Source organism: Actinoplanes sp. NPDC021490, assembly GCF_055562135.1.
Window position 1 is genome coordinate 20,480 of record NZ_JBVHFW010000008.1, and the last position, 22,495, is coordinate 42,974.

The window sequence follows — 22,495 nt, forward strand, 5'->3', positions numbered from 1 at the left end:
CACTCTCATGAAGAAGATCCACCAGCCGATGCTGTTCCTGGGCCTCGGGGGCACCGGCTGCAAGGTCGGCGCCGAACTCGAGAAGAGGCTGCGGGAAGGGCTGTGCGGCCCCGACGGCACCGCCTTGCAGCAGGCGATGCCCGACCGGAACCTGCTGCCCTATCAGCTGCCCGCCTTCACCCAGTTCGTCTACGCCGACCTGAGCACGGCCGAGCTGCAGCGGGTACGCAACGAGGTGGTGCCCGGCCGCGAGCACGACCAGGCCGCCCAGAAGACGATGCGCCTGATCACCGACCTGGTGCCGGCCGGGCTGGGCAACTCGGCCGAGGTGGCGCAGAGCCTGCGCATCAACCTCGACGAGGAGACCATCGGGTGGCTGCCGTCGCGTGAGACCGACCCGCGCGTGGGCCCGCTGATCCGGGGCGCGGGTCAGCTTCCGACGGTCGGCCGGGCCGTGCTGTTCGAGACGCTGCGCCGCAACCGGGACACCGCCCTGGCCGGGCTGCGTGACGCGCTCACCGACATCAACAAGGCGGGCGGCGACCTGAGGGCGCTCAGCGAGGGGAACCGTCAGCTCAACACCGTGCTGGTGTTCGTCGTGTTCTCCGTCGCGGGCGGCACCGGCAGCGGCCTGTTCCTCGACTACCTGCACCTGCTGGGCGACATGATGGTGAGGGGCAAGAAGCGGGCCGAGATTTTCCCGCTGGTGCTCATGCCGTCGGCGTTCGACGGCGTGCAGGGCGGGGGCCGGGCGGCCGAGCTGAACGCCGGCTCCGCGCTCATCGAGCTGTTCCGGCTGATCGACGATCAGAACGCCCAGGGCTCGGAAGACCTTTACACGGCCAGCAGCACCCACCGTACGGTCTCCGTGCGCTACCCCGGCGCCGGCGCGCGCGCCGAGGTCGTGCAGCTGCCGCCCAGCATGATTCAGACGGCTTTCCTGTTCGGCCGTCCGATCGGCGGCGTGCACCGCGACGACCTGCACCGGTCGATGGTGTCGCTGATGGACTCGCTGCTCAGCACCGAGCCACCGGAGCAGGAAGTACAAGCGGGCACGAACGCCAACTACCCCACCTTCGCCGACGACTTCATCAACCGCACTGTCGAGCGCAACCCGATGTCCGACACCGGGGTCGGCCGGCGCGGCGTGACCACGAGCGCGGTCGCGGCGCTGACCACGCCGCTGGGCGAGATCACCGACATCGTGTCGAGCCACCTGCTGGCCCGCGCGGTCGACGAGCTGATGGAGCCGCCGGGCGCGGCCGAGACGAACAAGCCGTTCATCCGTAACTTCATCTCGGCCGCCGGCCTCGACACGATGCTCGAGGCCAAGCCGACCAAGCTGCCCCCGCATCAGAACCCGTCCGGCTTCCAGGCCGTGCTCAACGCGCTGACCGAGCGGGCCAACGCGATGACGGCCAACGTGGAGCGCAGCCAGGAGCGGCTGCCCGGGCGGATCGCGGCCGAGGCCCAGGACATCCAGCCGGTGACGGCCACCCAGACCCTGTTGCGGGAGCTCGACCTGTTCCGGGCCCGCCGCGTGGTCTTCGGCGACCCCAAGCTGGCCGACCCGACCGACCGCGGCGGCTTCCGGGCACTGCTCGAGGGGTGGACCCAGCCCCCGTCGGCGCCCGACGGCCTCAACGCGGCGGCGCCGCCGATGCCGGAGAACCTGCGCCGCCGGCTCATGCAGAAACTGCACGTCACCGATCCGGCCGTGCAGCAGGTGATCCGCAAGCAGGACGTCTGGTACGCCTGGCAGAACCGCCGGCTCTACAACGCGGCCTGGAACGACAGCCGCCGCCTGTGGGACCGGCCCTGGCAGGGATACGTCGACGAGCTGAACGCGGTGCACGAACAGTTCCTCACCCATGCCCGCGAGGACCGGCAGCTGTTCGACGCCCGTTCCAAGGACCTCTACAAGCCCCGGGTCGGGGTGTCCTATCTGCTGCCCCGCAACGACGGCGGGCTGACGGGCTTCTACACCACGGTGCTCGACCGGATGAAGCTGCAGCTGGCCGACCGGCTGCCGCCCAACCCGCACGAGGGTCATCTGCTCAACGTGCTGCTCGGCCCGGACGGCTGGCTCGCCGCGTACGAGGCCGGCCGCCGGGACCCGCTGGCCGCCGTCGGACTCGTGCGCCAGCGCATCAAGCAGGCCGTCAAGGAGCAACTGCAGCCGTCGGGCGGCGAGCGCCCCGCCCTGATCCCGCGAATGGAGGACCTGCTGGCCAGCGCCGCCACCGGACGCTCGCGCTCGGTCACCGACGAGGACCTCAACCGGTTCCGCCAGAAGCTGGCCGAACTGGTGCCGGGCGGATTTGCCCCGGACGGCTCGGCCCCGATCAAGACGCTGTTCACCTATCCCGCCCAGCACGAGAATAAGGACATCGAACGGTTCCTGACCCAGGAGGTGGCGCTGCCGGACGACATGCAGGCGACGCCGGAGTTCCGCGCCGTCCCGGGCGAGTCCATGATGGTCGTTCTGCTGCGCAGCGCGATGGGCGTCACCGAGGTGCGCGAGGTGCGCGGGGTCATCAAACTCTGGTCCGACGCCCAGCGTGAACCGCATCCGCACGACTACCTGACCTGGCGGCGGCGCCAGAAGCCGGACCCGGGATACCGGCTGCTGAGCCGGGAGGACCGCCGTTTCGTCCTGCACCACCTGCTGTGTGCCGCCTGGGACGGGCGCGTCAAGGCCCGGGGCGACGACATCAGCAGCCCGGATCGTCTCGTGCTGCACGTCGGAGCCACGGACGCGGCCCAGATGGCCCTGGACCTGTCGGCCCTGGGCGCGCTCTCCTCCTGGGCGAGCATGCTGCAGGCGTACGAGCAATGGGTGCTCGGCGACGACGACCAGGGCCGCCGTGACCTGGCCGCCCGGCTGATGTCGCTCAGCCCGCAGAACGTGGACCGCGCGGTGCGGCGGCCCGCGCCGGAGTTCGCGGCGATCGTCGACCTGGCCAAGCACGAGATCAAGAAGTTGCAGGAGGCGGCGCAGCACCGGGTGCTCAGCCGGGACCCGCAGCTCGCCGTGATCCGCGAGTTCTGGGAGGAGTCCCTGCCGGCGGCGCTGGACTTCCCGGTCGGCACGACCAACCGGAGCCTGGCCGACCTGCGGGAGCAGGTCGAGGCCGCGCACGGGCTGGGGCAGCCATGACCGTCCAGGTGATCGACCTGCGCCGGCGGGACGCCGAGCCGCCGGCACGACCGGACGGCAAGGTCCTCGTCCTCGACGACGCCGACACGCTCATCAAACACGGTGACGTCTATCAGGAACTGATCGGCCAGCCGACCGTGGCCGGGTTGATCTGCATCGCCGTCGGCGACGCCGGGCCGGAGGCGCTGGTCGACGGGGTGGCCCTCACCGTTCCGGGCGCCCTGCGGCCGGACGGCGAGCGTCGCAGCGCCGTCCTCTGGGCCGGTGACTCGCAGGGCCTTCGCTGGGCGCCGCATTCCGCGCCCAGCTTCCCGGAGGCCGGCGAAGCAGCCCTCGACGATCTGATCGTCGCGCTGCGCGACGACGAGGTCTTCCAGGCGGTGCTTCTCGCGGCGGCCGGGATGCCGGGCGCCGTGGCCGGCCCCGCCGTCCGGCTCGCCCACGGCCCGGCCGGCGCGACGGCGATCGCCGAGGCGGCCACGGCTGCCGCGCGATCCCTCTGCGCGACCGGTGACGGCGTGTCCCGGACCTTCCCCGCGGCCGTCCGGCAGCTGGACGCCGGCCACGATCCGGCCGGACCCGTTCTCGGGCCGCCGATCGAGGCGCGGGCCGGCGAGGCCAAGCGGCACCTTGCCCGGGCCGCCGGCCAGGTGGGCCGGCTCAGTTCCGGCTGGGACCTGTTCGGACCGGATCGGGCCACGCTCCTGGTGGGCGGCACGATGCAGGCCGCGGTCCGGTCCGCCGCGGCGTACGGGTCGGACCTCGATCAGCTGCTCAACGACATGGACGGCCACCTCGAGGAGGGCCGGCCGCCGATGGCCGAGGTGGCCGCCCGGGGCGTTTCCGAACCGCGGCCGGCGCGGAGCCGGGAAATTGTCGAGGAACTGCGACGGCTGGTCGGCGAGCGGCTGAGCGGCGGCGCCACCCTGCCCGACCTGGCCCACGAACTGAGGGCGGCCTCGGCGTTCAGCGCCCCGCAAGGCGTCAGCGCCCTGCACGAACGGGTACGCCGGCTCCGCGTGCCCGCGGGCGAGCTGCCGCCGTTCCCCCTCCGTCCGCTCGGCCTCTGGACGCTTCCGGTAATCGCGCTCAGCTGCCTCGCAACCGTGCTGCTGGCCGGTCCCGGCTCCGACGGGCCGGCGATGGGCCTGCTGCTCGGGCTGGTCTGGACCCTCGCGGGCTGGCTGCTGCTGGCCCGCCGGCCCACGTCGCACGGCGAGACCGGCTTCGGGCGCTCCGCCGCGGCGGCCCTGGGCCTGTACGCGACGTCCTCGCTGGCCGGCGCCGCGGCGGGTTACGCCCTGCGCCGGGGCCTCGACGACCCGCCCGAGATCGCGTACCCGATGGTCCTGTTCGGCGCCTTCGTCGTGCTCGCGCTGGTGCTCGCCCTCGCCGGCTGGCGGGCCGCGGCCCGCGAATGGAGCCGCACGCTGCCGCTCGCCGAGGTGAACACCGCCGTCACCACGCTCGACAGCAGCCTGGCCGAGGCCTGCGTCACGGAGTGGCAGCCGATGCGCCGCCGCCGGGTGATCGCCGGGGTCGCGGGCGCGGCCGCCGGTGGTCTGGACGTCATCCGGCAGACGCTGGAGGACGCGGGCGCCGGCCTGCTCCCCCCGGATCGTCGCCGGCCGGCCGAAAGCGCGGGAGCGGGACCGGCGGTCGCCGTGCCGGAACTGCTCGACGTCGTCCGCGGCGACCTGGTCGGCCTGTGCCGCACCGCGCTGGGCCCGGTGTGGTCGACGGCCGAGACACCGCACGGATCCACCGAGGTCGACGTCGCCCGGGAATTCGGCCGGGTGCTCGCCGAATACCGCCTCCACCTCGCCCGCAACGGCCTGATGAGCCCGTTCACCGCCGACGCCGGCCCCTCGGCCCGCGACGCGCTGCTGACCCGGGTCTGGACCGGATCGTCCTCGGCGCGCGAGGTGCTGCTGACCCGGCCCGGCGACCACATGATCCAGCTGTGCGACGCGCGTCAGCTCAGATTCTTCAGCGGCGCCGCCGATCCCGTCCTGATCCGGATCGCCCCGCAGGGACTCGCGCAGGTGCTGCGGCACGACCCGACCGATCAGCGGATCGCCGACGACCCGCAGATCTCCTGGATCCACCGGGGCGAACTGGTCGCCGCCATCCGGCTGCAGCCGCTGCGGGCCGAGTCGATCAGGTCGGGCTGGGACGGCGGGTTGTCGTGACCGGCGACGAGGAGGTGATGTGCCGCGACCTGTCCGGTCGGCTGCACCGGGTGCGCCTGACCGACCGCGGCGCCTTCGGCTCACCCGGCTCGACGCTGAACCAGCGGCTGGTCACCGGCCCGCACGAGGCCCCGTTCGTGCACAAGTCGGTGCCCGCCGAGGCCGGCCGGCGCGATCCGCGGCTGTACGACCGGCTGGACAACGAGATCCGGGTCGTCGCCCACCTGATGCGGGTGCTCGGCGGCCGGGTCGGCGAGGTGCCGGTCCTGGTGGGCTACAACGTCGACGTTGAGCAGCCGTTCGTGCTGCTCCGCCCGTACGTGGGGGAGCCGCTGGCCGACGTCGCGCGCACCTTCGACGACAACCGCCGCCGGCAGGTCCAGATCGGGCTGCTGCGGGCGCTCGACCTCATCGGCGAGGTCGGCGTCGTGCACGGCGCGCTGAGCCCGGAAGTGTTGCGCTGGAACGGATCGATCGTCCAGCTGGTCGACTTCGAGCAGGCGCAGTACGCCGGGGAGCCACGCCGGCGCGGCGCCGGCCCCTACCAATCGCCGGAACGGCTGCACGGTGTGGGCCCGGCCGACCCCCGCGACGATGTGTGGTCGGCGGGCGTGCTGATCCGCGAACTGGTGCTGGGCCCGCAGGCGATCGCCGCGCCGACCGACCAGACCGGCGACCCGGAACGACTGCGGCAGCGGCTGCACGACGTCTTCGTCCCCGTCGAGGTCCGGCCCCCGGCGGCGGAGCTGCTGCGCCGGACGATGCGAGCGGCCGTGCCGCAGGTGGCGCTGACCGATCCCTATGCCGGTCTGGCCGAGGGCTACCGGATGTTCGAGGACGCGTGCCGTCGCAAGGGCGGGGGCCCGCCGCCGCAGCCTCCGGTCGCAGCCGAGCCGCCGCCGAACGGCCGCCGCCGTGGCCTGATGCGCTTGTTCTCCGCCAAGGCCGACCCCCGATGACGGCCGACCTGCAGGGGACCACCCGGCTCGTACGCTGCCCGGCGTGCGCCGACGAGTTCCTGTGGCCGGACACCACCACGGTGCTGGTCTTCGACGAGGGCTCGGCCAAGTACGAGAAGCTCGACGTCGCCCGGCTCTCCGAGGCCAAGCGGGCCGGGGCACGGCGGGGCGGCTACATCAAGTGCCCCAACCCCGCGGGCGACATGGCGCCTCACTACCTGCCGGCCACCTACGCCCAATACGACAACCCGCTGATCGTGGGGCTGGTCGGGCCGCCCATGGCGGGCAAGACCCACCTGCTCACCGCGATGATCCGCGAGGCGTACCGGGGTGGCCTGGACCGGTACGGCATCAGCACGTCGGCCCTCGACTTCCGGCGGCACAACAACTTCCACCAGGAGTTCGTCCAGCCCTTCGAACGGGGGACCGCCCTGGCCGGCACCAACCCCGGCGTGATCGAGGCGGCCGACATCCTGCTGCTCCGCGGCCCGGCCGGGGGCCGCCCGGTGACCTTCTTCGACGTGGCGGGGGAAGACCTGCAGAGCACCGAGACCATGAACCGGTCCACCCGCTTCCTGCTCGGGGCCAACGCCGTCATCTTCGTGCACGCGCTGGAGGACGCGGACGATGAGCAGGCGACGGGCGCGGTCGACCCGGCGTGGTCGTTCGAGCTGGCGGTCGAGCGCCTGCTCGGCGTGCCCGGCAACGCGGCCCGGATCCCGGCGGCGATCGCGGTCACCAAGGCCGACCGGATGCGCTACGTGCCGCCGGTGGACCGGTGGCTCCGCGGCCCCGGAGCGGGTGTGAACGCGGCCCGCGTCCGCGCCGAGAGCCGCGACGTCTACGCCTTCCTCCACCGGCAGGGCGCGGTCGGCTCACTGCGCCCGTTCGAGGCTTTCCGCCGGTGCACCCTGCATTTCGTCTCGGCCAGCGGGGGCGACGCCGAACCGGCCGGCTCCGACGGCCACCCGGGCCCGCCGCGGTTCGTCCGTGGCGTCCGGCCCGCCAACGTCCTGGCCCCGCTGGTGGCGATCCTGGCGATGAGCGGCGTCATTCCCGGTCCGGAAGCAGGAAGGGTGGGTCTGCCGTGACTGCACCGAACAACGGACGACTCGACCAGATCTTCTTCGGCTGGTCGCAGCACCACGGCAAACAGTGGGTGCTGGACGATTCCTTCGACGGGCCGGACGAACACAGCCGCTGGCAGCACCGGCTCCAGTCGCACATCCGGCTGCTGCCGCTGGCCGACGCGGAGCTGCCGGGCCACGCGCTGTCCTACTTCACCTTTCCGGAGGGCAAGGCGGTCGTGCTGCGCCGGGCCGGCGCCGGGGTGGGCCCCGGGCGCAACAACTCGCACGCGCTCGTCGGCCCGGCCGACCTGCTCAGCCCGCGTGTCGCGCTGGGGCTGGCGTACTGGCCGAACTGGCTCGACGAACGGCCTTCGACGCCGCTGACCGCGGTTCCGGGCGCGCGGCTGGCCGCGGACGCCATGCGGGTGGCCGACCACCGCCTGTTCCCGGTGGCGGCGGAGGCTCCGGCCACGCTCGTGCCGATCCTGGCCGGGATGCTGGACGACCCGGACGCCCCGATCAGCGTCGTCGGCTGCCCGGAGGAGCAGAAGCTGGCGATGATCTGGGCGCTGACCGAGATCGCCGAGCGGACCGGGACGGTGCCGCCCGACCGCAGCTTCTCGACGTACGAGAACCAGCACGATGCGGGGGTGGAACGGCCGGCGCACATCATGTTCCTGCCCGCGCGGCCGTACGAACGGGCCGAGGTCCAGCGCACCATCGTCGATCTGGCCCGGCCGGTCGCCGCGGGGGCCGGGGTCGAGGCGGCCCGGAAGCTGTGCCGGCAGTTGACTGAGGGCGAGATCGTGCCCTCCGAGGCGCCTTCGCCCCCGCCTCCGCCCCCGCCTTCGCCCCCGATCGAGGCGCCGCCGGTCCTGGTTGCGCCTACCCCTCGCCGGGTGCCGGCTTCGGTCCCGACGTCGGCGTCGGCGTCGGCTTCGGCTGAGGATGACCTCGTGGCCGCGCTGTGTGACTCGCCGACCATGCAGGAGTTCGACCGGGTGCTTCACGACCTGCGGCGGCGCCATCCCGAGGACCGCCGGCTGGTGCGGTCGGCGCTCGGCGCCGCGGCCATGGACAACGCCGCGCTGCGCGTCGAGGTCACCTATCGCGAGCAGATGCTGCGGCGGCTGCTGGAAACGGCGTACGGGCCCGATTGCCAGGATCTCGCCGGTCCCGAGGCGCAGAAGCACGCCGTCGAGGTGATCCGAGGTGGCGGCTCCGAACAACTCGCCATGATGATCGGAACCGCGGACGCCGCGGCCCGCAGCTCCGTCCCCTCGGCCGCCTACCGGCGCTGGAGCGCGGAGGCTCGCGGCTCCCGTTCCGAGCCGGGCCCCCGGTTCCTGCGACGCCTCCGGGCCGGCCGACGCGCCCGCTATCTGCCGGTGGCGCTGGCCGTCGCGGTGCTCGCCGTGCTGGCCACGACGTTCCTCGGCGGCCTCCTGCTGGGCCGCGGCGGGGACGACCCGGCCGCGGCCGCACCGCCGGTTCCGGACGCGTCGGCCTCCACCCAAGCGGTCCCGGCCCGGGTCGAGGGTGGCTTGACCTCCGTCCCGGCGGCGAACCCGGCCCAGGCCACGGTGGTGGCCTTCGTCCGGTCCGGCGACTCGGTGCTGCGGCCGCAGGGTCCCTGCCTGCCCGTCTCGGGTGGCCTGTGGTTCTGCCCGGCCCGCGGCGCTCTGCCCGCGGCCCCGGACGCCGGTCTGGTGGCGTACGCCGTGCCCAGGCAACAGGTGGAGCAGGTGCTGAGACAGGAAATCGTCACCGCGACCCCCGACTGGGGTGAGGGACACGAGGTCCGGTGATCAGCGGGCGCGGACCAGCCAGCAGGCGGCGGTGAAGCGGACGTCGGGGCCGTCGATGTAGGGGGCGAAAGCGGGGAGGACGGCGTCGATGACCTCGGCCCGTGTCTCGTCGCCGACGGCCGGCAGGGCCAAGCCGACCGGGCCCAGGCGCGTGAAGTAACCGACCAGCTCGGACTCGGGGAAAGTGCACGGGACGTCGACGGGCTCGACGGTGACGCCGTCCCAGCCGGCCTCGGCCAGGATGCGGCGGACCTTGCCGGCGTCGGCGAAGGCGAACTGGCCGGGAGCGTCGGGCCGGCGGGGCGGCAGGTCGGGCAGCAAGGGCGCGGCGGCCCGCTCGGCCGTGGTCATGAACGGGTTCTCGGCGATGTCTCGCCACGCCACGAAGTGCAGGGTGGCGTCGTCGGTCGCGGCCCGTCGGAGGTTGCCGAAGGCGCGAACGGGATCGTCGAAGAACATGACGCCGAACCGCGACATGACGGCGTCGAACGTGCCGGGCGCCCACTCGTGGTCCTGGGCGTCGGCGCGGAGGAACGTCGCCGCTCCGCCCCGGGCGCGTGCCGCCTCGATCATCGGCTCGGAGATGTCGACACCGAGGCATCGGGCGGCGGAACCCAGGCGTGACGCCACGGCCACGGTGGTGCCGCCCGTGCCGCAGCCGACGTCCAGCACGCTCCGGGGCTGCCGCGCGCTCACGGCGTCGACGAGCAGGTCCTCGAGTGGCCGGTACATGCCGTCCATCAGCGCTTGGGTCTGCACCCAGGCCTGCCCGGACGGCCCGTTCCAGCGTGCGGCGCCGCCGTAGCCGGGCGCTTTGGTGCCGCTCATGTTTGTGCCCCCTGCGATCGTCCGGTGATCGGCTCACTCTCGCACTTCGAGTGACCTTCCGGCTCGCCGGACGGGCGTGGGGCTCAGGTCGTGCGACGCCGCGCGGTAGTCAGGGCGTCTGGCTCAGGCTGTGACGCCGCGCGGCGGCAGGGGCGGCCGGCTCAGGCTGTGACGCCGCGCGGCGTCACGGGCGGGTGGCTCAGGCTGTCTGACGCTCGCGGTGGCCCGGGCGGTGCGTTTCCGCGGTGACGGCGAACGGGTCACGCAGCTGCTGCATGGCGGTTTCGCCACGGTCGGCGGCGTGCGGGGCGGGCTGGTCCTCGGCGGCGACGGGCGGCGCGAGGAACTGGGCCGGAACAACGGTCATGTGGTGCCTTTCTCGAACGGTGCGTCGCGGCAGGCGAGGCTCGCGGGTCGCGGAAAACGCGCATACCCGAACCAAAGCGGTTGAATCGCCTCTGCGTGTGCTGGCGCGGCACAAAAGAATGGGTGGTTGTGTCGTCGTGAGTCGGAACGACATGCACGCTGATCCATCAGCTCGTCGTTTCCTGAACTCGACATCTTTCAACCGTCGGAGAATCCACGGGAAGAAAGAGGCAACCGCAGGAAACGTAGCACAGAATCCGTCGCCGGCCCTCGGGCGAACGGCCGCAGTGCACAGGGTCACTCGGCCCGGGGGAGCCGAGGTCGGCGAAGCTGGCGGGGCCCGCGTAGGCTTACGTCGATCGGTCCGCCCTCAGCGGCGGCGGACCACCTGCCCACCGGGCATGCTGCGCAGGATTCGGCAGTCTTACCGGACCACCCCCCGACCGGCCTCCCCCGATTCCGCCTGCGCTCGGCCGTCACTTCGTCGGCCGCGAAACCCGTTGTTCCCTGATGGGGCTGTCAGCGCCGGCCTCACCGAGCACCAGCGAACCCCCAGGAGAACCACATGACCTCCATGTCCACCACGTCCAAGGTTGCCCCCCGAGTGATGCGTGAACCCGTCAAGACGCTTCGCGAGAAGAGTGCCGACAACTTTCACGCCGCGCTCGCGGCCATCCTGTTCGCGGGGCTGGAGGACGCCCTCGAGGCGGGCGACCACGCCAAGGCGGTCGCTTTCATCAACCGTGGGTTCGCCGAGGGCCGCCCCGAACTGGGCCGCGACCTTCTGTGCCGGGCCATGGCCGTGGTCGGCGGGGCCCGGACGTGGACCGTCCAGCTGGCCCCCGAGACTCGCCGCTGAGCCTCGGAGCGTTCAGCCGAGCAGCTCCCACTCGGCCATCTGGGTCGCCGTCGCGCCGTGGTTGGCCGTGATCTGCAGGCGGTAACGCGAGAAGGCCGCGGGGCCGGAAACGACGAAGGCCCGGGTCTGGCGGCGGTCGGCGAAGTCGAGATTCGTTCGCGTGTCCACCGTCGTCCAGGTCGTGCCGTCGTTGGAGCCCTGCAGGGTCCAGCTGCGCGGGTCGCGTTCGGGGGCGTCCTCGGCCGACGTCAGGGTGTACTGCCTGACGGCCTGAGCGGCGGGCAGGCGGTATTCCAGGGTGGCCGTGTTCGCGAAGGTCAGCCACTTCGTCAGGGACGTGTCGTCGACCAGCTTGGCCGCGGACTCGTTGGGGGCGTTCTCGCCGCTGACCGTGAGCGTGCCGCCGGTGGCCCGGTCGGCCAGCGGGCGCGGGGCGGCGCTGCCGGTGGTGATCGAGGGTGCGATGTCGCCCGCGCCCGTGCCCCACGCCGAGGGCGTGGAGCCCATCGTGAAGCTGAGCGTGCCCCCGGCCAGCAGGTCGGCGTGGGTCAGATAGTTCTTCGTGTACGGGACCCCGTTCAGCGTGGCGCTCTGGATGTAGCGGTTCGTGTCGCTGACGCCGGGCGCCGAGACGGTGAAGGTGCGGCCGTTCTCCAGCGAGATCGTGGCCGACGGGTGCAGGGGAGCGCCGATCGTATAGTCGGTGCTGCCCATCCGTGCCGGATAGAAGCCGAGGGCGCTGAAGACGTACCAGGCCGACATCTGACCGTTGTCCTCATCGCCGAGGTAGCCGCCGCCGTTGCCCGCGCCGGACCCGTACAACTTGGTCAGCACATCGCGCACCCGGGTCTGCGTCTTCGCCGGGGTGCCGGCGTAGTTGTACATGTAGAGCATGTGGTGGATCGGTTCGTTGGGATGCGCGTACTGACCCATGTTGGTGTCGTAGGCCTCGCGCATCTCGTGAATGACACCCCCGTACGAGCCGGGCAGATAATCGCGGGACGCGGCGAACACCGAGTCGATTTTCGCCGCCAGTTGCGCGCGTCCGCCGTACAGGTTGGCCATGCCCTGCGGATCCTGCGGCGCGGGCGTGGCGTAATGCCAGGGCGCGCCCTCGGTGAATTCGTATCCCCACTCGTTGGGCTTGAAGGCCGAATCCGCCGTACGCCAGGCGCCGTTGGCCTGCTTGCCCCGGAAGAACCCGGTCGAGGCCGAATACAGGTTCGCGTAGTCGAGCGCGCGGTTCTCGAAGTAGGCGGCGTCCTCGGTGAATCCGAGCGCCCGTCCCAGCTGCGCGATCCCGAAATTGTTGTTCGCATCCTCGAGGGTCCAAGAAGCCGCTTCCCCCCGTACGTCGGTGGGCACGTACCGCTTGAACGTGGACACCTCGATTCCCTTGCGGCCGCGTGAACCCGACGCCGAGTAGACCGCCGCGTTCTTCACCATCGACGCGTACGCGGCCCGGTAGTCGAAGTTGCGGACCCCCTTCATGTACGCGTCGGCGAAGGCCAGATCCTGGTTGGTGCCGACCATGATGTCGATGTAGCCGGGTCCGGACCAGCGCGGCGTCCAGCCCCCGTTCTTGTAGGCGTTGACGAAACCGTCGAGCATTTCGCCCGTACGGGTGGGGGAAAGCAACGTGTAGAGCGGCCAGACCGCCCGTGCCGTGTCCCAGAAGCCGTTGTTCACGTACATCTGCCCGTCGTGCACCTGGTTGTCGTACGGGCTGAAGTATTTGCGCACCCCGTCCACCATCTCGGACATGTTGTTGGGGTACATGAACGCCCGGTACATGTTCGAGTAGAACGTCACCAGGCGGTCGGTCGAGGCGCCCTCGAGCCGCACCTTGCCCAGCGTGCTGTCCCATTGGGCCGCGGCCTCCTCGCGTACGGTGTCGAAGCTCTTGGCCCCCACCTCCTGCGACAGATTGGCGGTGGCCTGCGCGACGCTGATGTACGAGGTCGCCATCTTGAGCGTGACCTGCTCGTTCGCGGTGGTGGCGAAACGGATCCAGCTCGTCACGCCCTGCCCGCTGACGTTCCCGGTCGCGGCGATGGCCTTGTCGACCGTGGCCGAGAAATACAGGCGCGGGCCTTTGTGGTCGAGGTAGCCGGTGATCGTACGGGCCGACGCATTGACGCTGATCGAGCCGCCGACCTTGTCGATGGTGTCGAACACGATGACCGACTCGGACGCCGCGGGATATTGGAAACGCATTACGCCGGCATGGTCGGACGGGCTCATCTCGGCGGTGATCCCGTACGTGTCGAGCCTGGTCTTGTAGTAATGCGCCCGGGCCACCTCGTTGCCGTGACCGAACGTCGACTTGCGCGCGTCCGGGGTCGTCTTGACGGCGCCGGTCATGGGCATGACCTGAAGCTGGCCGTAGTCGCCGATCCACGGACTGGGCTCGTGGCTGACGGCGAATCCCTGCACGGTCGTCGCGTTGTACTGATAAAGCCAGCCGTCGCTGTTGCCGTTGGTGACGGGCGTCCAGAAATTGAAGCCGTTGGGCACGGTCGCCCCCGGAAACGTGTTCCCGCGCGAATAGCTGACATCGGAATTCGAGCCGCGCCGCGTGTCGATCAGATCGGACAGGCGCGTGGCCGGGGCATCGGCGGTGACGGCCACATCGTCCAGATAGCCGCGGAACGTGCCGGTGTTCGCGGGCTGGTCATAGCCGATGAGGATCCGGTCGACCGTCCGGCCCGCGACCCATTGCCCGATCGACGAGGTCACGTAGTTCCACCGGTCGAAACCGAGAACAGACCCGTTTCCCTGGTACGACGGGTGGAGCCGGACGCCGTTCTGATCGAGCGCCCCCGAATCGCGCAGCCGGCCGCCGTCGGTGAAGACCAGATCCACGGCGACGTCGAGATGGCCGCCCGACTGCGGATAGAGCCAGTAGGAAAGCGTGGTCGCCGCGGTCACCGGGATGTCGACGTCGAAGAGCCGGTTGTACGAGTACGAACTGGTGGCGCTGAGGTCGTTACCCGAATACATCAGCGCGGCCGTGCCGGCGTGCGCGGTCTCGTTGCGGGGGGCGCTCTCCATGCCGGTCAGCGCGCAGCAGTAGCCGCCGACGCCGGTGCCGGTTTCGACGCTGTTCTGCCATGTGATTGCCGGGTCGCCACTTTCGAAGCCGGTCACGAAGTCGCCCGGGGCGGCCGCTCTGGCAGCCGCGGCAGCTTTGGGGGCGGTGGCTTTGGCAGCGCTGGGGGCGGTGGCTTTGGCAGCGCTGGGGGCGGTGGCTTTGGCAGCGCTGGGGGCGGTGGCTTTGGCGGCGCTGGGCGTGGTGGGTCTGGTCGCTCCGGGCCTGACGCTCTGGGCGGTGGCCGCGGGCTCGGCGGCTCCGGGCGTCGCGGTCGTGGCGTCCGGTGCGGCAACGGCCGGGGTGGTGACCGTGAGGCCGAGGCCCGTGGCCAGCAGCAAGGTGGCGAGCCAGATGGTCTTCGTGGTGGCCTTCGTGCGCATGGGCGACCTGCCGTTCGGTGACCGGGCCGTGACAACGTTGTCAACGTTTCGCGATAGTAAACACGGCCATGGACGAACGTCAATGACTAGGGATCGACGGTCTCCGATCGTCCACTTTCGTCTGCGAGACCTTTACTTTCATCGATGTGAGTCATAAGTTTCTCCCATCAGACCGAAGTTTTGATCCTTCTGAGAAAAGTCCGTAACACGCGCACGGCGGTGGGTGGCGGCCCCACGCCGGGCGTGGCGCCGCCGTGGGCTGGAGCTGCGGCGTCGCCGGCGTAGGCCGTCTCGACCGGCCGCGGTGGTTTGCGTGCCGGCCGCGGACGACCCCCGATTCGTCTGCGAGTGGTCTCGATCCGCCCCCGCGGCGGAAGGCGGTCCTCGACGGTGGGCCCGCCGGGACGGCACTCAGCGGACACCTCTTCCGACACGTGGGCGTCCCGGTTCCGGCCGGCGACGCGGGAGGACGCGCATGAAAGATGACAACGTTGTCAGCCGAGCTTGGCGGTGGCGGGGCCGAAAGGCCACGCCCACCGGCGATGCCGCAGCCGGCTCTGAAGCGGCGGGTAGCGGCCAGGCCTTGGGCGACGCCGCGGCCGAGTCCCGGGCGGCGGTTCGTGGCCAGACGAACGGTGACGCTTTGACCGGCTCCGAAGCGGCGGGTCGCGAGCAAGTCATAGGCAGCGCAGCGGCCGGGTCTGAACCGGCGGGTCGCGGACAAGCGATCGGCGGCGCTGCGGCCGGGTCTGAAGCGGCGAGCCGCGGTCAGGTCTTTGGCGGCGCTGCGGCCGGGTCTGAAGCGGCGAGCCGCGGTCAGGTCTTTGGCGGCGCTGCGGCCGGGTCTGAAGCGGTGGGTCGTGGTCAGGTCTTTGGCGGCGCTGCGGGCGGATCTGAAGCGGTGGGTCGTGGTCAGGTCTTTGGCGGTGCAGCGGCCGGATCCGGGGCGGCAAGTCGCGGGCAGGCGATCGGCGGCGCTGCGGCCGAGTTCGAGACGGCGGGTCGTGGGCGGGCTTCGGGTGGTGCTGCGACCAGATCTGAGGTGGCCGGGCACGTGACCAGCGGCGCTGTGGCCGTAGGCGGTGGCTCGGCGGTGAACGGGGAGCAAGGAGACCAGCAGTTGCGACGGCGGTCCTTGCTGGCCGCCGCCGGTGTGCTCGGGCTGACCGGGGCCGCGGTCACGGTGGCCACGACGACCCGCAGCGTGCCCGCCATCGCGGCCGAGGGCGTCACCAAGCGGATCACCATCTATGCCGTGGCCCTGCCCGGGAACCAGTTCGGCTACGGGCTGACGCCGGAGACCGCGACGATCCCCGGGCCCATCCTCGAGATGTACGAGGGCGACACGCTCGAAATCACCCTCGTCAACACGACCAACCAGCGGCTGTCCATCCACCCGCACGGGGTCGACTACAGCACCGAGTCGGACGGGGCGCCGTTCAACAACTCGTTCAACGCGCCGGGGGAGACCCGCAAATACGTGTGGCGGTCGCACGAGATGACCGCGACCAGCGGGCGGCGGTTCATGCCGGGCAGCGCCGGCTACTGGCACTACCACGACCACGCGATGGGCACCGATCACGGCACCGCGGGACTCATCAAGGGCCTGTACGGCGCGCTGATCGTACGGCGGCGCGGGGACATCCTGCCCGACAAGCAGGTCACCGTCGTGTTCAACGACCTGCAGATCAACAACAAGGTCGCCCCCAACACGCCGATGTTCGAGGCCAACCTGGGCCAGCGCGTGGAGTGGGTCGCGATCGGCCACGGCAACTTCTTCCACACGTTCCACCTGCACGCGCACCGCTGGGCGGACAACCGGACCGGGATGCTCGAGGGCCCGTCCGACCCCAGCCAGGTGATCGACAACAAGGACCTCAACCCGGGCAGCTCGTTCGGCTTTCAGGTCCTCGCCGGTGAGGCCGTGGGCCCTGGCGCGTGGATGTACCACTGCCACGTCCAGTCGCACTCGGACACCGGCATGGCCGGGATCTTCCTCGTACGCAACGCCGACGGCACGATGCCGCCGGGCGCGCAGGAGGCGATCGACCGGTTCAACGGCCACCAGCACGCGGCGGCGGCCAAGGCGGCGGCATCGGCCAAGTCGCAGACGGCCGCAGGCGCGGATCAAACGCACGTCCACGGAGGCACTGGCTCATGAGGTTCAGACGGTACCGTGATCCATCCGACCGCCCCACACTTATCCACAGTCGAGGGTTATCCACAGGCCACCCCGCAAAGATCACCACTTCCGACGATAATGGTCTGAGGGGGCGCCCCCTTGGGAGGGTGGGCCCTGGTCGGCGATCGTTGATCTTGGGGCTGGGTTCGATCTTGGCGCTGGGAGTGGCGTCGCCGCAGGCTTTTGCTGCTCCCGGTGCCGGCGCGGCGCCGGCCCCAACCAGTGCGGCGGCCACCGACCCGGCCAAGCCCGCCGGCGCCGCCACTGACAGGGCCAAGCTCGCCGCGGCCGCGGCCGAGCCCGGCGTCCTAGTCTTCTCGGGCGCCGCCGCCGGCCAGCAGGACCCCGTAGCCAGGGCCGCCCAAACCATCAAGGACCTCGGCGAGGCGCAGGGCTTGACCGTAACGACCAGCACCGACCCGGCAGTGTTCAGCGCGACCGGCCTGGCCCCGTACCGGGCGGTAGTGTTCCTTTCGGCCGACGGTGTGACGCTGACCGGCGTACAGGAAACCGCGCTGAAAAGCTTCGTCAACGCGGGCGGCGGGTTCCTCGGCATCGGCGACGCGGCGCGGGCCCAGCTCGATTCGACGTGGTTCACCGGTCTGATCGGCACGCGGCCGGCGGGGGCGATCCCGGTGGCGTATCCGGTGGCGGCGGTGACCGCGAGCGGCGAGAACCCGCCGAATGAGATCGCGGTCAAGCTCAACGACGGTGACTCCGCCACCAAGTGGCTGGTGCGGACGCCGGCCGCGTGGGTGCGTTACGAGCTGGCGGCGCCGGCGCGAGTGACCGGGTACGCGTTGACGTCGGCCAACGACTCGGAGGGGCGCGACCCGAAGGACTGGAAGCTGCAGGGCTCGGCGGACGGGCAGAGCTGGACGGACGTGGACGGGCGCGCAGGGCAGACGTTCCCGGACCGTTTCCAGACCCGCCGCTTCGACGTGACGACCCCGGGCTCCTACAAGTTCTACCGGCTCGACATCACGGCCAACAGCGGGGAGCCGCTGACCCAGCTGGCCGATCTGCGGCTGTTCACCGGTACGACCGAGACCCCGGCGCCGCCCGCGGTGAACCGGTCGGTGGTCGACATCCTGGACCGGCAGCACCCGGCGACCAAGGGGCTGCCGCTGACGGTCACGCGCGAGGACCGCTGGCACAACTGGGACCCGAACCCGATCGGCCAGGTGCACACGCTGGCTCAGGTCGAGGAGCGGCACTACAACCCGGGTCTGGGCTCGAACGGCCCGTTCCATCCGATCTCGTGGTGCCGCGACTATGACGGCGGCCGTTCCTTCTACACCGGCATGGGGCACACCGAGGGCTCGTACTCCGAGGACGCCTTCCGGAAGCATCTGGCCGGCGCGCTCGGCTGGACCAGCGGCATCGTCCGCGGTGACTGCCAGGCCACGATCGCCGCCAACTACAAGGTGGAGCGGCTGACCGCGGTCAACAAGACCGGCGAGCTCGACCAGATCGGTGAGCCGCACGGCCTGACCATCACGCCCGGCGGCACGGTGTTCTACGTCGGCAAGGCGGCCTGCCCGAGCGGGCCGGTCGTCCCGTGGACCGATCCCAAGGTGGGGCTGGGCTGCGGCACCATCCACTCCTACGACCCGGCCACCAAGCAGGTGAAGCTGCTGACCACGCTGCCGGTGATGGGCAACCGGGGCAGCGGCGACGAGCTGGTCAAGAACGAGGAGGGTCTGCTCGGCATCGTGCCGGACCCGAAGTTCACCGAGAACGGCTGGCTCTACGTGTACTGGATGCCGCACGCCTCCATCGATCGGGAGAAGCGCATCGGGCAGCGGACCGTTTCCCGTTTCACGTACGACAAGACGGCGCAGACGATCGACCAGGGCACTCGCAAGGACCTGCTGAACTGGCCGGTGCAGATCCACAGCTGCTGTCACGCGGGCGGCGGCATGACGTTCGACGACAAGGGCAACCTGTACGTCGGGTCGGGTGACAGCAACTCGTCGCAGGGCTCGAGCGGTTACTCCGGCAACAACTGGACGGCCGAGTACGAGGGCACCTCGTTCCAGGACGCCCGCCGTACGGCCGGAAACACCAACGACCTCAACGGCAAGATCATCCGCATTCACCCGGAGGCGGACGGCACCTACACGATCCCGCCGGGCAACCTGTTCGCGCCGGGCACCGAGAAGGCCCGCCCGGAGATCTACGTGATGGGCGTGCGCAACATCGCGCGGCTGCAGATCGACCCCAAGAAGCAGTGGCTGACCGCCGGCTGGGTCGGGCCGGACGCCGCGTCGCCGAGCCCGGAGCTGGGACCGGCCAAGTACGAGACCGCGACGATCATCACCGAGGCGGGCAACCACGGCTGGCCCTACTGCATGGGCAACCGGCAGCCGTACCGGGATCGCAGCAACACCAACGCGGCCACGCTGACCGGCTGGTACGACTGCGACCACCCGAAGAACGAGTCGCCCCGCAACACCGGTCTGGTCGACCTGCCGCCGATCAAGGACAACATGGTCTGGTACTCGCCGGACGGTGGCGGCCCGGTCTTCCCGAAGCGGGCCGGCAGCGACATCCCGACCTACAACGCCGCGGATGCGACCTACACCCAGCCGTACCTGCGGGGTGGCGGGCAGGCCATCATGTCGGGCCCGACCTATCACCGCGATCTGGCCGACGCCGCGAGCAAGGTGGCGTGGCCGTCGTACTGGAACGACAAGTGGCTCATCGGTGACCAGTCGAACGCGGCCAACCGGGTCGCGGTCACGGTCGACGGTCCGGGCAAGCCGCCGGCGTTCGGTGAGTCGCTGCGGTCGATCATCCCGGCCGGTGGCGGGACCAACCAGCTGCAGTCGTGGATGGACGCCAAGTTCGGGCCGGACGGCGCGCTCTACATGCTTGACTACGCCGGCGGTTTCTTCAGCCTGCACCCCAACCAGAAACTGATCCGCATCACCTATCAGGGTGGGGTGCCCACTCCGGTTCCGGCCGCGGGCGCGGTGGCGGTGCAGAACAAGCCGCTCACGGTGGCGTTCAACGGTTCCCGCTCGGGCGGGCTGTCCTACAAGTGGACGTTCGGCGACGGCGGCACCTCGACCGAGGCCAACCCCGTGCACACGTACGCCAAGGTCGGCAAGTACACCGCCACGCTGACGGTGACCTACGCCGGCGGGGTGACCTCGACCGTGACCACCGCGGTCACCGCGGGCTGTGTGGTGGCGGATCCTTCCACGACCGTACGGCTGGACGGGGTCGACACTCAGGTGCCCAACCGCGTCGTCGGCGAAGGCTGCACCATCGACGACCTGATCGACGACGAGAGCACCTGGTCCACCCATGACGCGTTCGTCCGGCACGTCAACGCGGTCGCCGCGCGCCTGAAGGCCGACGGCAAGCTGAACGACCGGGAGGCCGGCGCGCTGACCCGCTTCGCGGCGTCCTCGAAGATCGGCACCGCCGGGCACACCGGCTACGTCTCGATCTACAACGGCACGCCGGAATCCCTGCAGGACTGGGCGCAGGCCCCGACCGGGCAGTTCACGATCCAGCCGGACGGGTCGCTGCGGCCCAGCGGCGGGCTCGGGATGCTGTATTACACCAAGCCGTTCAAGGACTTCTCGCTGACACTGCAGTTCCGTGACGTCGCACCCGGCGACGCCCGCGGCAACAGCGGAGTCTTCACCCGGTTCCCCGATCCGCGGATCCCGCTCGACCAGCGGCCCGCGGGCAGTTGCGGAACCGTGGGCTCGGCCCGCACCTCCCAGGCCTGGGTGGCCATCTACTGCGGTCACGAGGTGCAGATCTACGACGGCGAGACCGGCGAGACGCAGAAGACCGGCTCGATCTACAACTTCGACCCGAACCCGCTTTCGGCCGCCCGGCCCACGGCCAAGAACGTCTGGAACTCGTACGAGATCCGGGTCGTCGGGCAGCACTACACGATCATCCGGAACGGGGTCGTCATCAACGAGTTCGACAACACGCCGGGCAAGCAGTCCTCGCGGGCCGGGGACCCGCCGACCGACCTGCGGCAGTTCGCCGAGGGGCTGATCGGGTTGCAGAACCACAGCGACACCGACCTGGTCGACTTCCGGGACATCCGGGTGCGTGCGCTGTGAGGAAGCTGCTGATCCTCCTGGCCGCGCTGCTGCTTCTCGTTCCGGCCGCCCCGGCGTCGGCGGCGCAGACCATCACCTGGACGGCCGACGACAACATCACGGCCTACAAGTCGGCGCCGACCACGGCGTCGGCCGGTCAGACCACCATCGTGTTCGAGAACAGCGCGGCCACCGGCAACACGACCGGGATGCCGCACACGCTGACCTTCGACACCTCGACCGAGGGCTACAACCACGACGTCACGCTGAACATCCTGGCCAACCCGTTCGACGCCAACAACGGGCGGCACGAGGCCACGGTGACCCTCACTCCCGGGCGGTACCGGTACTTCTGCTCGATCCCGGGGCACAGCACGATGGTCGGCGAGTTCGTGGTCACCGACGGGCCCGGCGACCCGGACACGACGCCGCCCACGGTGACCGCGACCGCGGCCGGCACGCGGGACGCGAACGGCAACTACGTCGGTACGGCCACTGTCACGGTGGCCGCCACCGACAGCGGCTCGGGCGTCGACACCGTCGAGTACTCGCTCGACGGCGCCGCGTTCCAGCCGTACACGGCGCCGGTGGCGGTGCCGGCGGCCGGGGCGCACACCGTCCGGTACAGGGCCACCGACAAGGACGGCAATGCCTCGGCGGAGGGGTCGCTGGCTTTCACGGTCGTCGAGCCGTCGCCCGAGGAGGACACCACGCCTCCGGTGGTCAACCATGCGCTGGCCGGTGAGCAGGACGCCGACGGCAACTACGTCGGCACGGTCACGGCCACGCTGACCGCCACGGACGCCGATTCCGGGGTGGACCGGGTCGAGTATTCGCTCGACGGGGCGGCCTTCACGGCGTACGGGAACCCGGTTGTGGTTTCGGCCGTGGGCATGCACATGCTGCACTACCGGGCCACCGACAAGGCGGGGAACACCTCGGCCGAGAAGATGGCGCACTTCACGGTGGTGGCCGCGGAAGAACCGGACACCACGCCGCCGACGGTCGTGGCCGAGGTCGACGGCGAGCAGGACGACAGCGGCGCGTACGTCGGGCGGGCGACCGTCACCGTGACGGCCAACGACACCGACTCGGACGTGGCGTCGATCCAGTACGCCCTCGACTCGGGCGCCTGGATCGCCTACACCACCCCGGTCGTGGTGAGCGGGCTCGGGGCGCACACCGTACGGGCCCGCGCGACCGACTCGGCCGGCAACACGTCGGCCGACAAGACCGTCACCTTCACCGTCGTCGGATCGGGCTCGGAGGCCTGCGAGGTTCCCGACCCCCGGCCCACCGTGGTGATCGACGGCGACGACACCCGCGTGCCCAACAAGGTCACCGGCGACGGGTGCACGGTCAACGACCTGATCGACGAGTACGCCGCCTATCCGAATCACGCCGCGTTCGTGCGGCACGTCGAGACCGTCACCGCCGCGCTGGTCACCGGCGGCACCCTCACCAAACGGCAGCAGGGCACGATCGTGCGCGCGGCCGCCCGATCGGACATCGGATCTTGAG

General features: G+C 70.9%; 12 protein-coding genes. 9 read left to right on the plus strand and 3 right to left on the minus strand.

Annotation, left to right across the window (positions count from 1 at the left end):
* Nucleotides 1–7: 7 nt before the first annotated feature.
* From ACZ3I4_RS21900 to ACZ3I4_RS21920, 5 genes are read left to right on the plus strand one after another with little or no spacing between them, the layout of a single operon-like run.
* Entirely contained in the window at nt 8–3,160 is a 3,153-nt protein-coding gene (locus ACZ3I4_RS21900; RefSeq protein ID WP_465383829.1) for a tubulin-like doman-containing protein, read from the plus strand.
* The gene (locus ACZ3I4_RS21905) at nt 3,157–5,352 is read left to right on the plus strand and encodes a hypothetical protein (RefSeq protein ID WP_465383830.1); all 2,196 of its coding nucleotides are present in this window, start codon (nt 3,157–3,159) and stop codon (nt 5,350–5,352) included. Before ACZ3I4_RS21900 ends, ACZ3I4_RS21905 begins: the two co-directional genes overlap by 4 nt.
* Nucleotides 5,349–6,311, plus strand: coding sequence for a protein kinase family protein (locus ACZ3I4_RS21910; protein WP_465383831.1), 963 nt, complete (start codon nt 5,349–5,351; stop codon nt 6,309–6,311). The genes ACZ3I4_RS21905 and ACZ3I4_RS21910 overlap by 4 nt, the downstream gene beginning before the upstream one ends.
* Entirely contained in the window at nt 6,308–7,402 is a 1,095-nt protein-coding gene (locus tag ACZ3I4_RS21915; RefSeq protein WP_465383832.1) for a hypothetical protein, read from the plus strand. Before ACZ3I4_RS21910 ends, ACZ3I4_RS21915 begins: the two co-directional genes overlap by 4 nt.
* Nucleotides 7,399–9,189, plus strand: a complete 1,791-nt coding sequence (locus tag ACZ3I4_RS21920; protein ID WP_465383833.1) for a hypothetical protein — start codon at nt 7,399–7,401, stop codon at nt 9,187–9,189. Before ACZ3I4_RS21915 ends, ACZ3I4_RS21920 begins: the two co-directional genes overlap by 4 nt.
* Here the strand turns inward: ACZ3I4_RS21920 and ACZ3I4_RS21925 are convergent, their stop codons facing one another.
* Nucleotides 9,190–10,017: a class I SAM-dependent methyltransferase gene (locus ACZ3I4_RS21925; protein WP_465383834.1), complete on the minus strand. Its 828-nt coding sequence runs from the start codon at nt 10,015–10,017 to the stop codon at nt 9,190–9,192.
* Between the two features lie 199 nt (nt 10,018–10,216).
* Nucleotides 10,217–10,384: a hypothetical protein gene (locus ACZ3I4_RS21930; RefSeq protein WP_465383835.1), complete on the minus strand. Its 168-nt coding sequence runs from the start codon at nt 10,382–10,384 to the stop codon at nt 10,217–10,219.
* 564 nt (nt 10,385–10,948) lie between these two features.
* Here ACZ3I4_RS21930 and ACZ3I4_RS21935 point away from each other — a divergent pair.
* Nucleotides 10,949–11,242 carry a hypothetical protein gene (locus tag ACZ3I4_RS21935; RefSeq protein ID WP_465383836.1) on the plus strand — a complete coding sequence of 98 codons (294 nt, stop codon included), beginning with the start codon at nt 10,949–10,951 and terminating at the stop codon, nt 11,240–11,242.
* 12 nt (nt 11,243–11,254) lie between these two features.
* On the opposite strand, the gene ACZ3I4_RS21940 is transcribed toward ACZ3I4_RS21935, so the two are convergent.
* On the minus strand, nt 11,255–14,716 hold the full coding sequence (locus tag ACZ3I4_RS21940) for a GH92 family glycosyl hydrolase (RefSeq protein WP_465383837.1): 3,462 nt from the start codon (nt 14,714–14,716) through the stop codon (nt 11,255–11,257).
* A 1,054-nt stretch (nt 14,717–15,770) separates the two neighbouring features.
* Here ACZ3I4_RS21940 and ACZ3I4_RS21945 point away from each other — a divergent pair.
* From ACZ3I4_RS21945 to ACZ3I4_RS21955, 3 genes are all read left to right on the plus strand, one after another.
* On the plus strand, nt 15,771–16,877 hold the full coding sequence (locus tag ACZ3I4_RS21945) for a multicopper oxidase domain-containing protein (protein ID WP_465383838.1): 1,107 nt from the start codon (nt 15,771–15,773) through the stop codon (nt 16,875–16,877).
* A 173-nt stretch (nt 16,878–17,050) separates the two neighbouring features.
* Nucleotides 17,051–20,995 (plus strand): ThuA domain-containing protein, encoded by a 3,945-nt coding sequence (locus ACZ3I4_RS21950; protein ID WP_465383839.1) that lies wholly within the window; start codon nt 17,051–17,053, stop codon nt 20,993–20,995.
* 5 nt (nt 20,996–21,000) lie between these two features.
* Complete coding sequence (locus tag ACZ3I4_RS21955) at nt 21,001–22,494, plus strand: cupredoxin domain-containing protein (RefSeq protein ID WP_465384112.1); 1,494 nt, start codon at nt 21,001–21,003, stop codon at nt 22,492–22,494.
* Nucleotide 22,495: the final 1 nt, after the last annotated feature.

Coding starts and splice junctions, on each gene's coding strand:
- ACZ3I4_RS21900 (WP_465383829.1), top strand. CDS start 8: ATGAAGAAGATCCACCAGCCGATGCTGTTCCTGGGCCTCGGGGGCACC.
- ACZ3I4_RS21905 (WP_465383830.1), top strand. CDS start 3,157: ATGACCGTCCAGGTGATCGACCTGCGCCGGCGGGACGCCGAGCCGCCG.
- ACZ3I4_RS21915 (WP_465383832.1), top strand. CDS start 6,308: ATGACGGCCGACCTGCAGGGGACCACCCGGCTCGTACGCTGCCCGGCG.
- ACZ3I4_RS21925 (WP_465383834.1), bottom strand. CDS start 10,017: ATGAGCGGCACCAAAGCGCCCGGCTACGGCGGCGCCGCACGCTGGAAC.
- ACZ3I4_RS21930 (WP_465383835.1), bottom strand. CDS start 10,384: ATGACCGTTGTTCCGGCCCAGTTCCTCGCGCCGCCCGTCGCCGCCGAG.
- ACZ3I4_RS21935 (WP_465383836.1), top strand. CDS start 10,949: ATGACCTCCATGTCCACCACGTCCAAGGTTGCCCCCCGAGTGATGCGT.
- ACZ3I4_RS21940 (WP_465383837.1), bottom strand. CDS start 14,716: ATGCGCACGAAGGCCACCACGAAGACCATCTGGCTCGCCACCTTGCTG.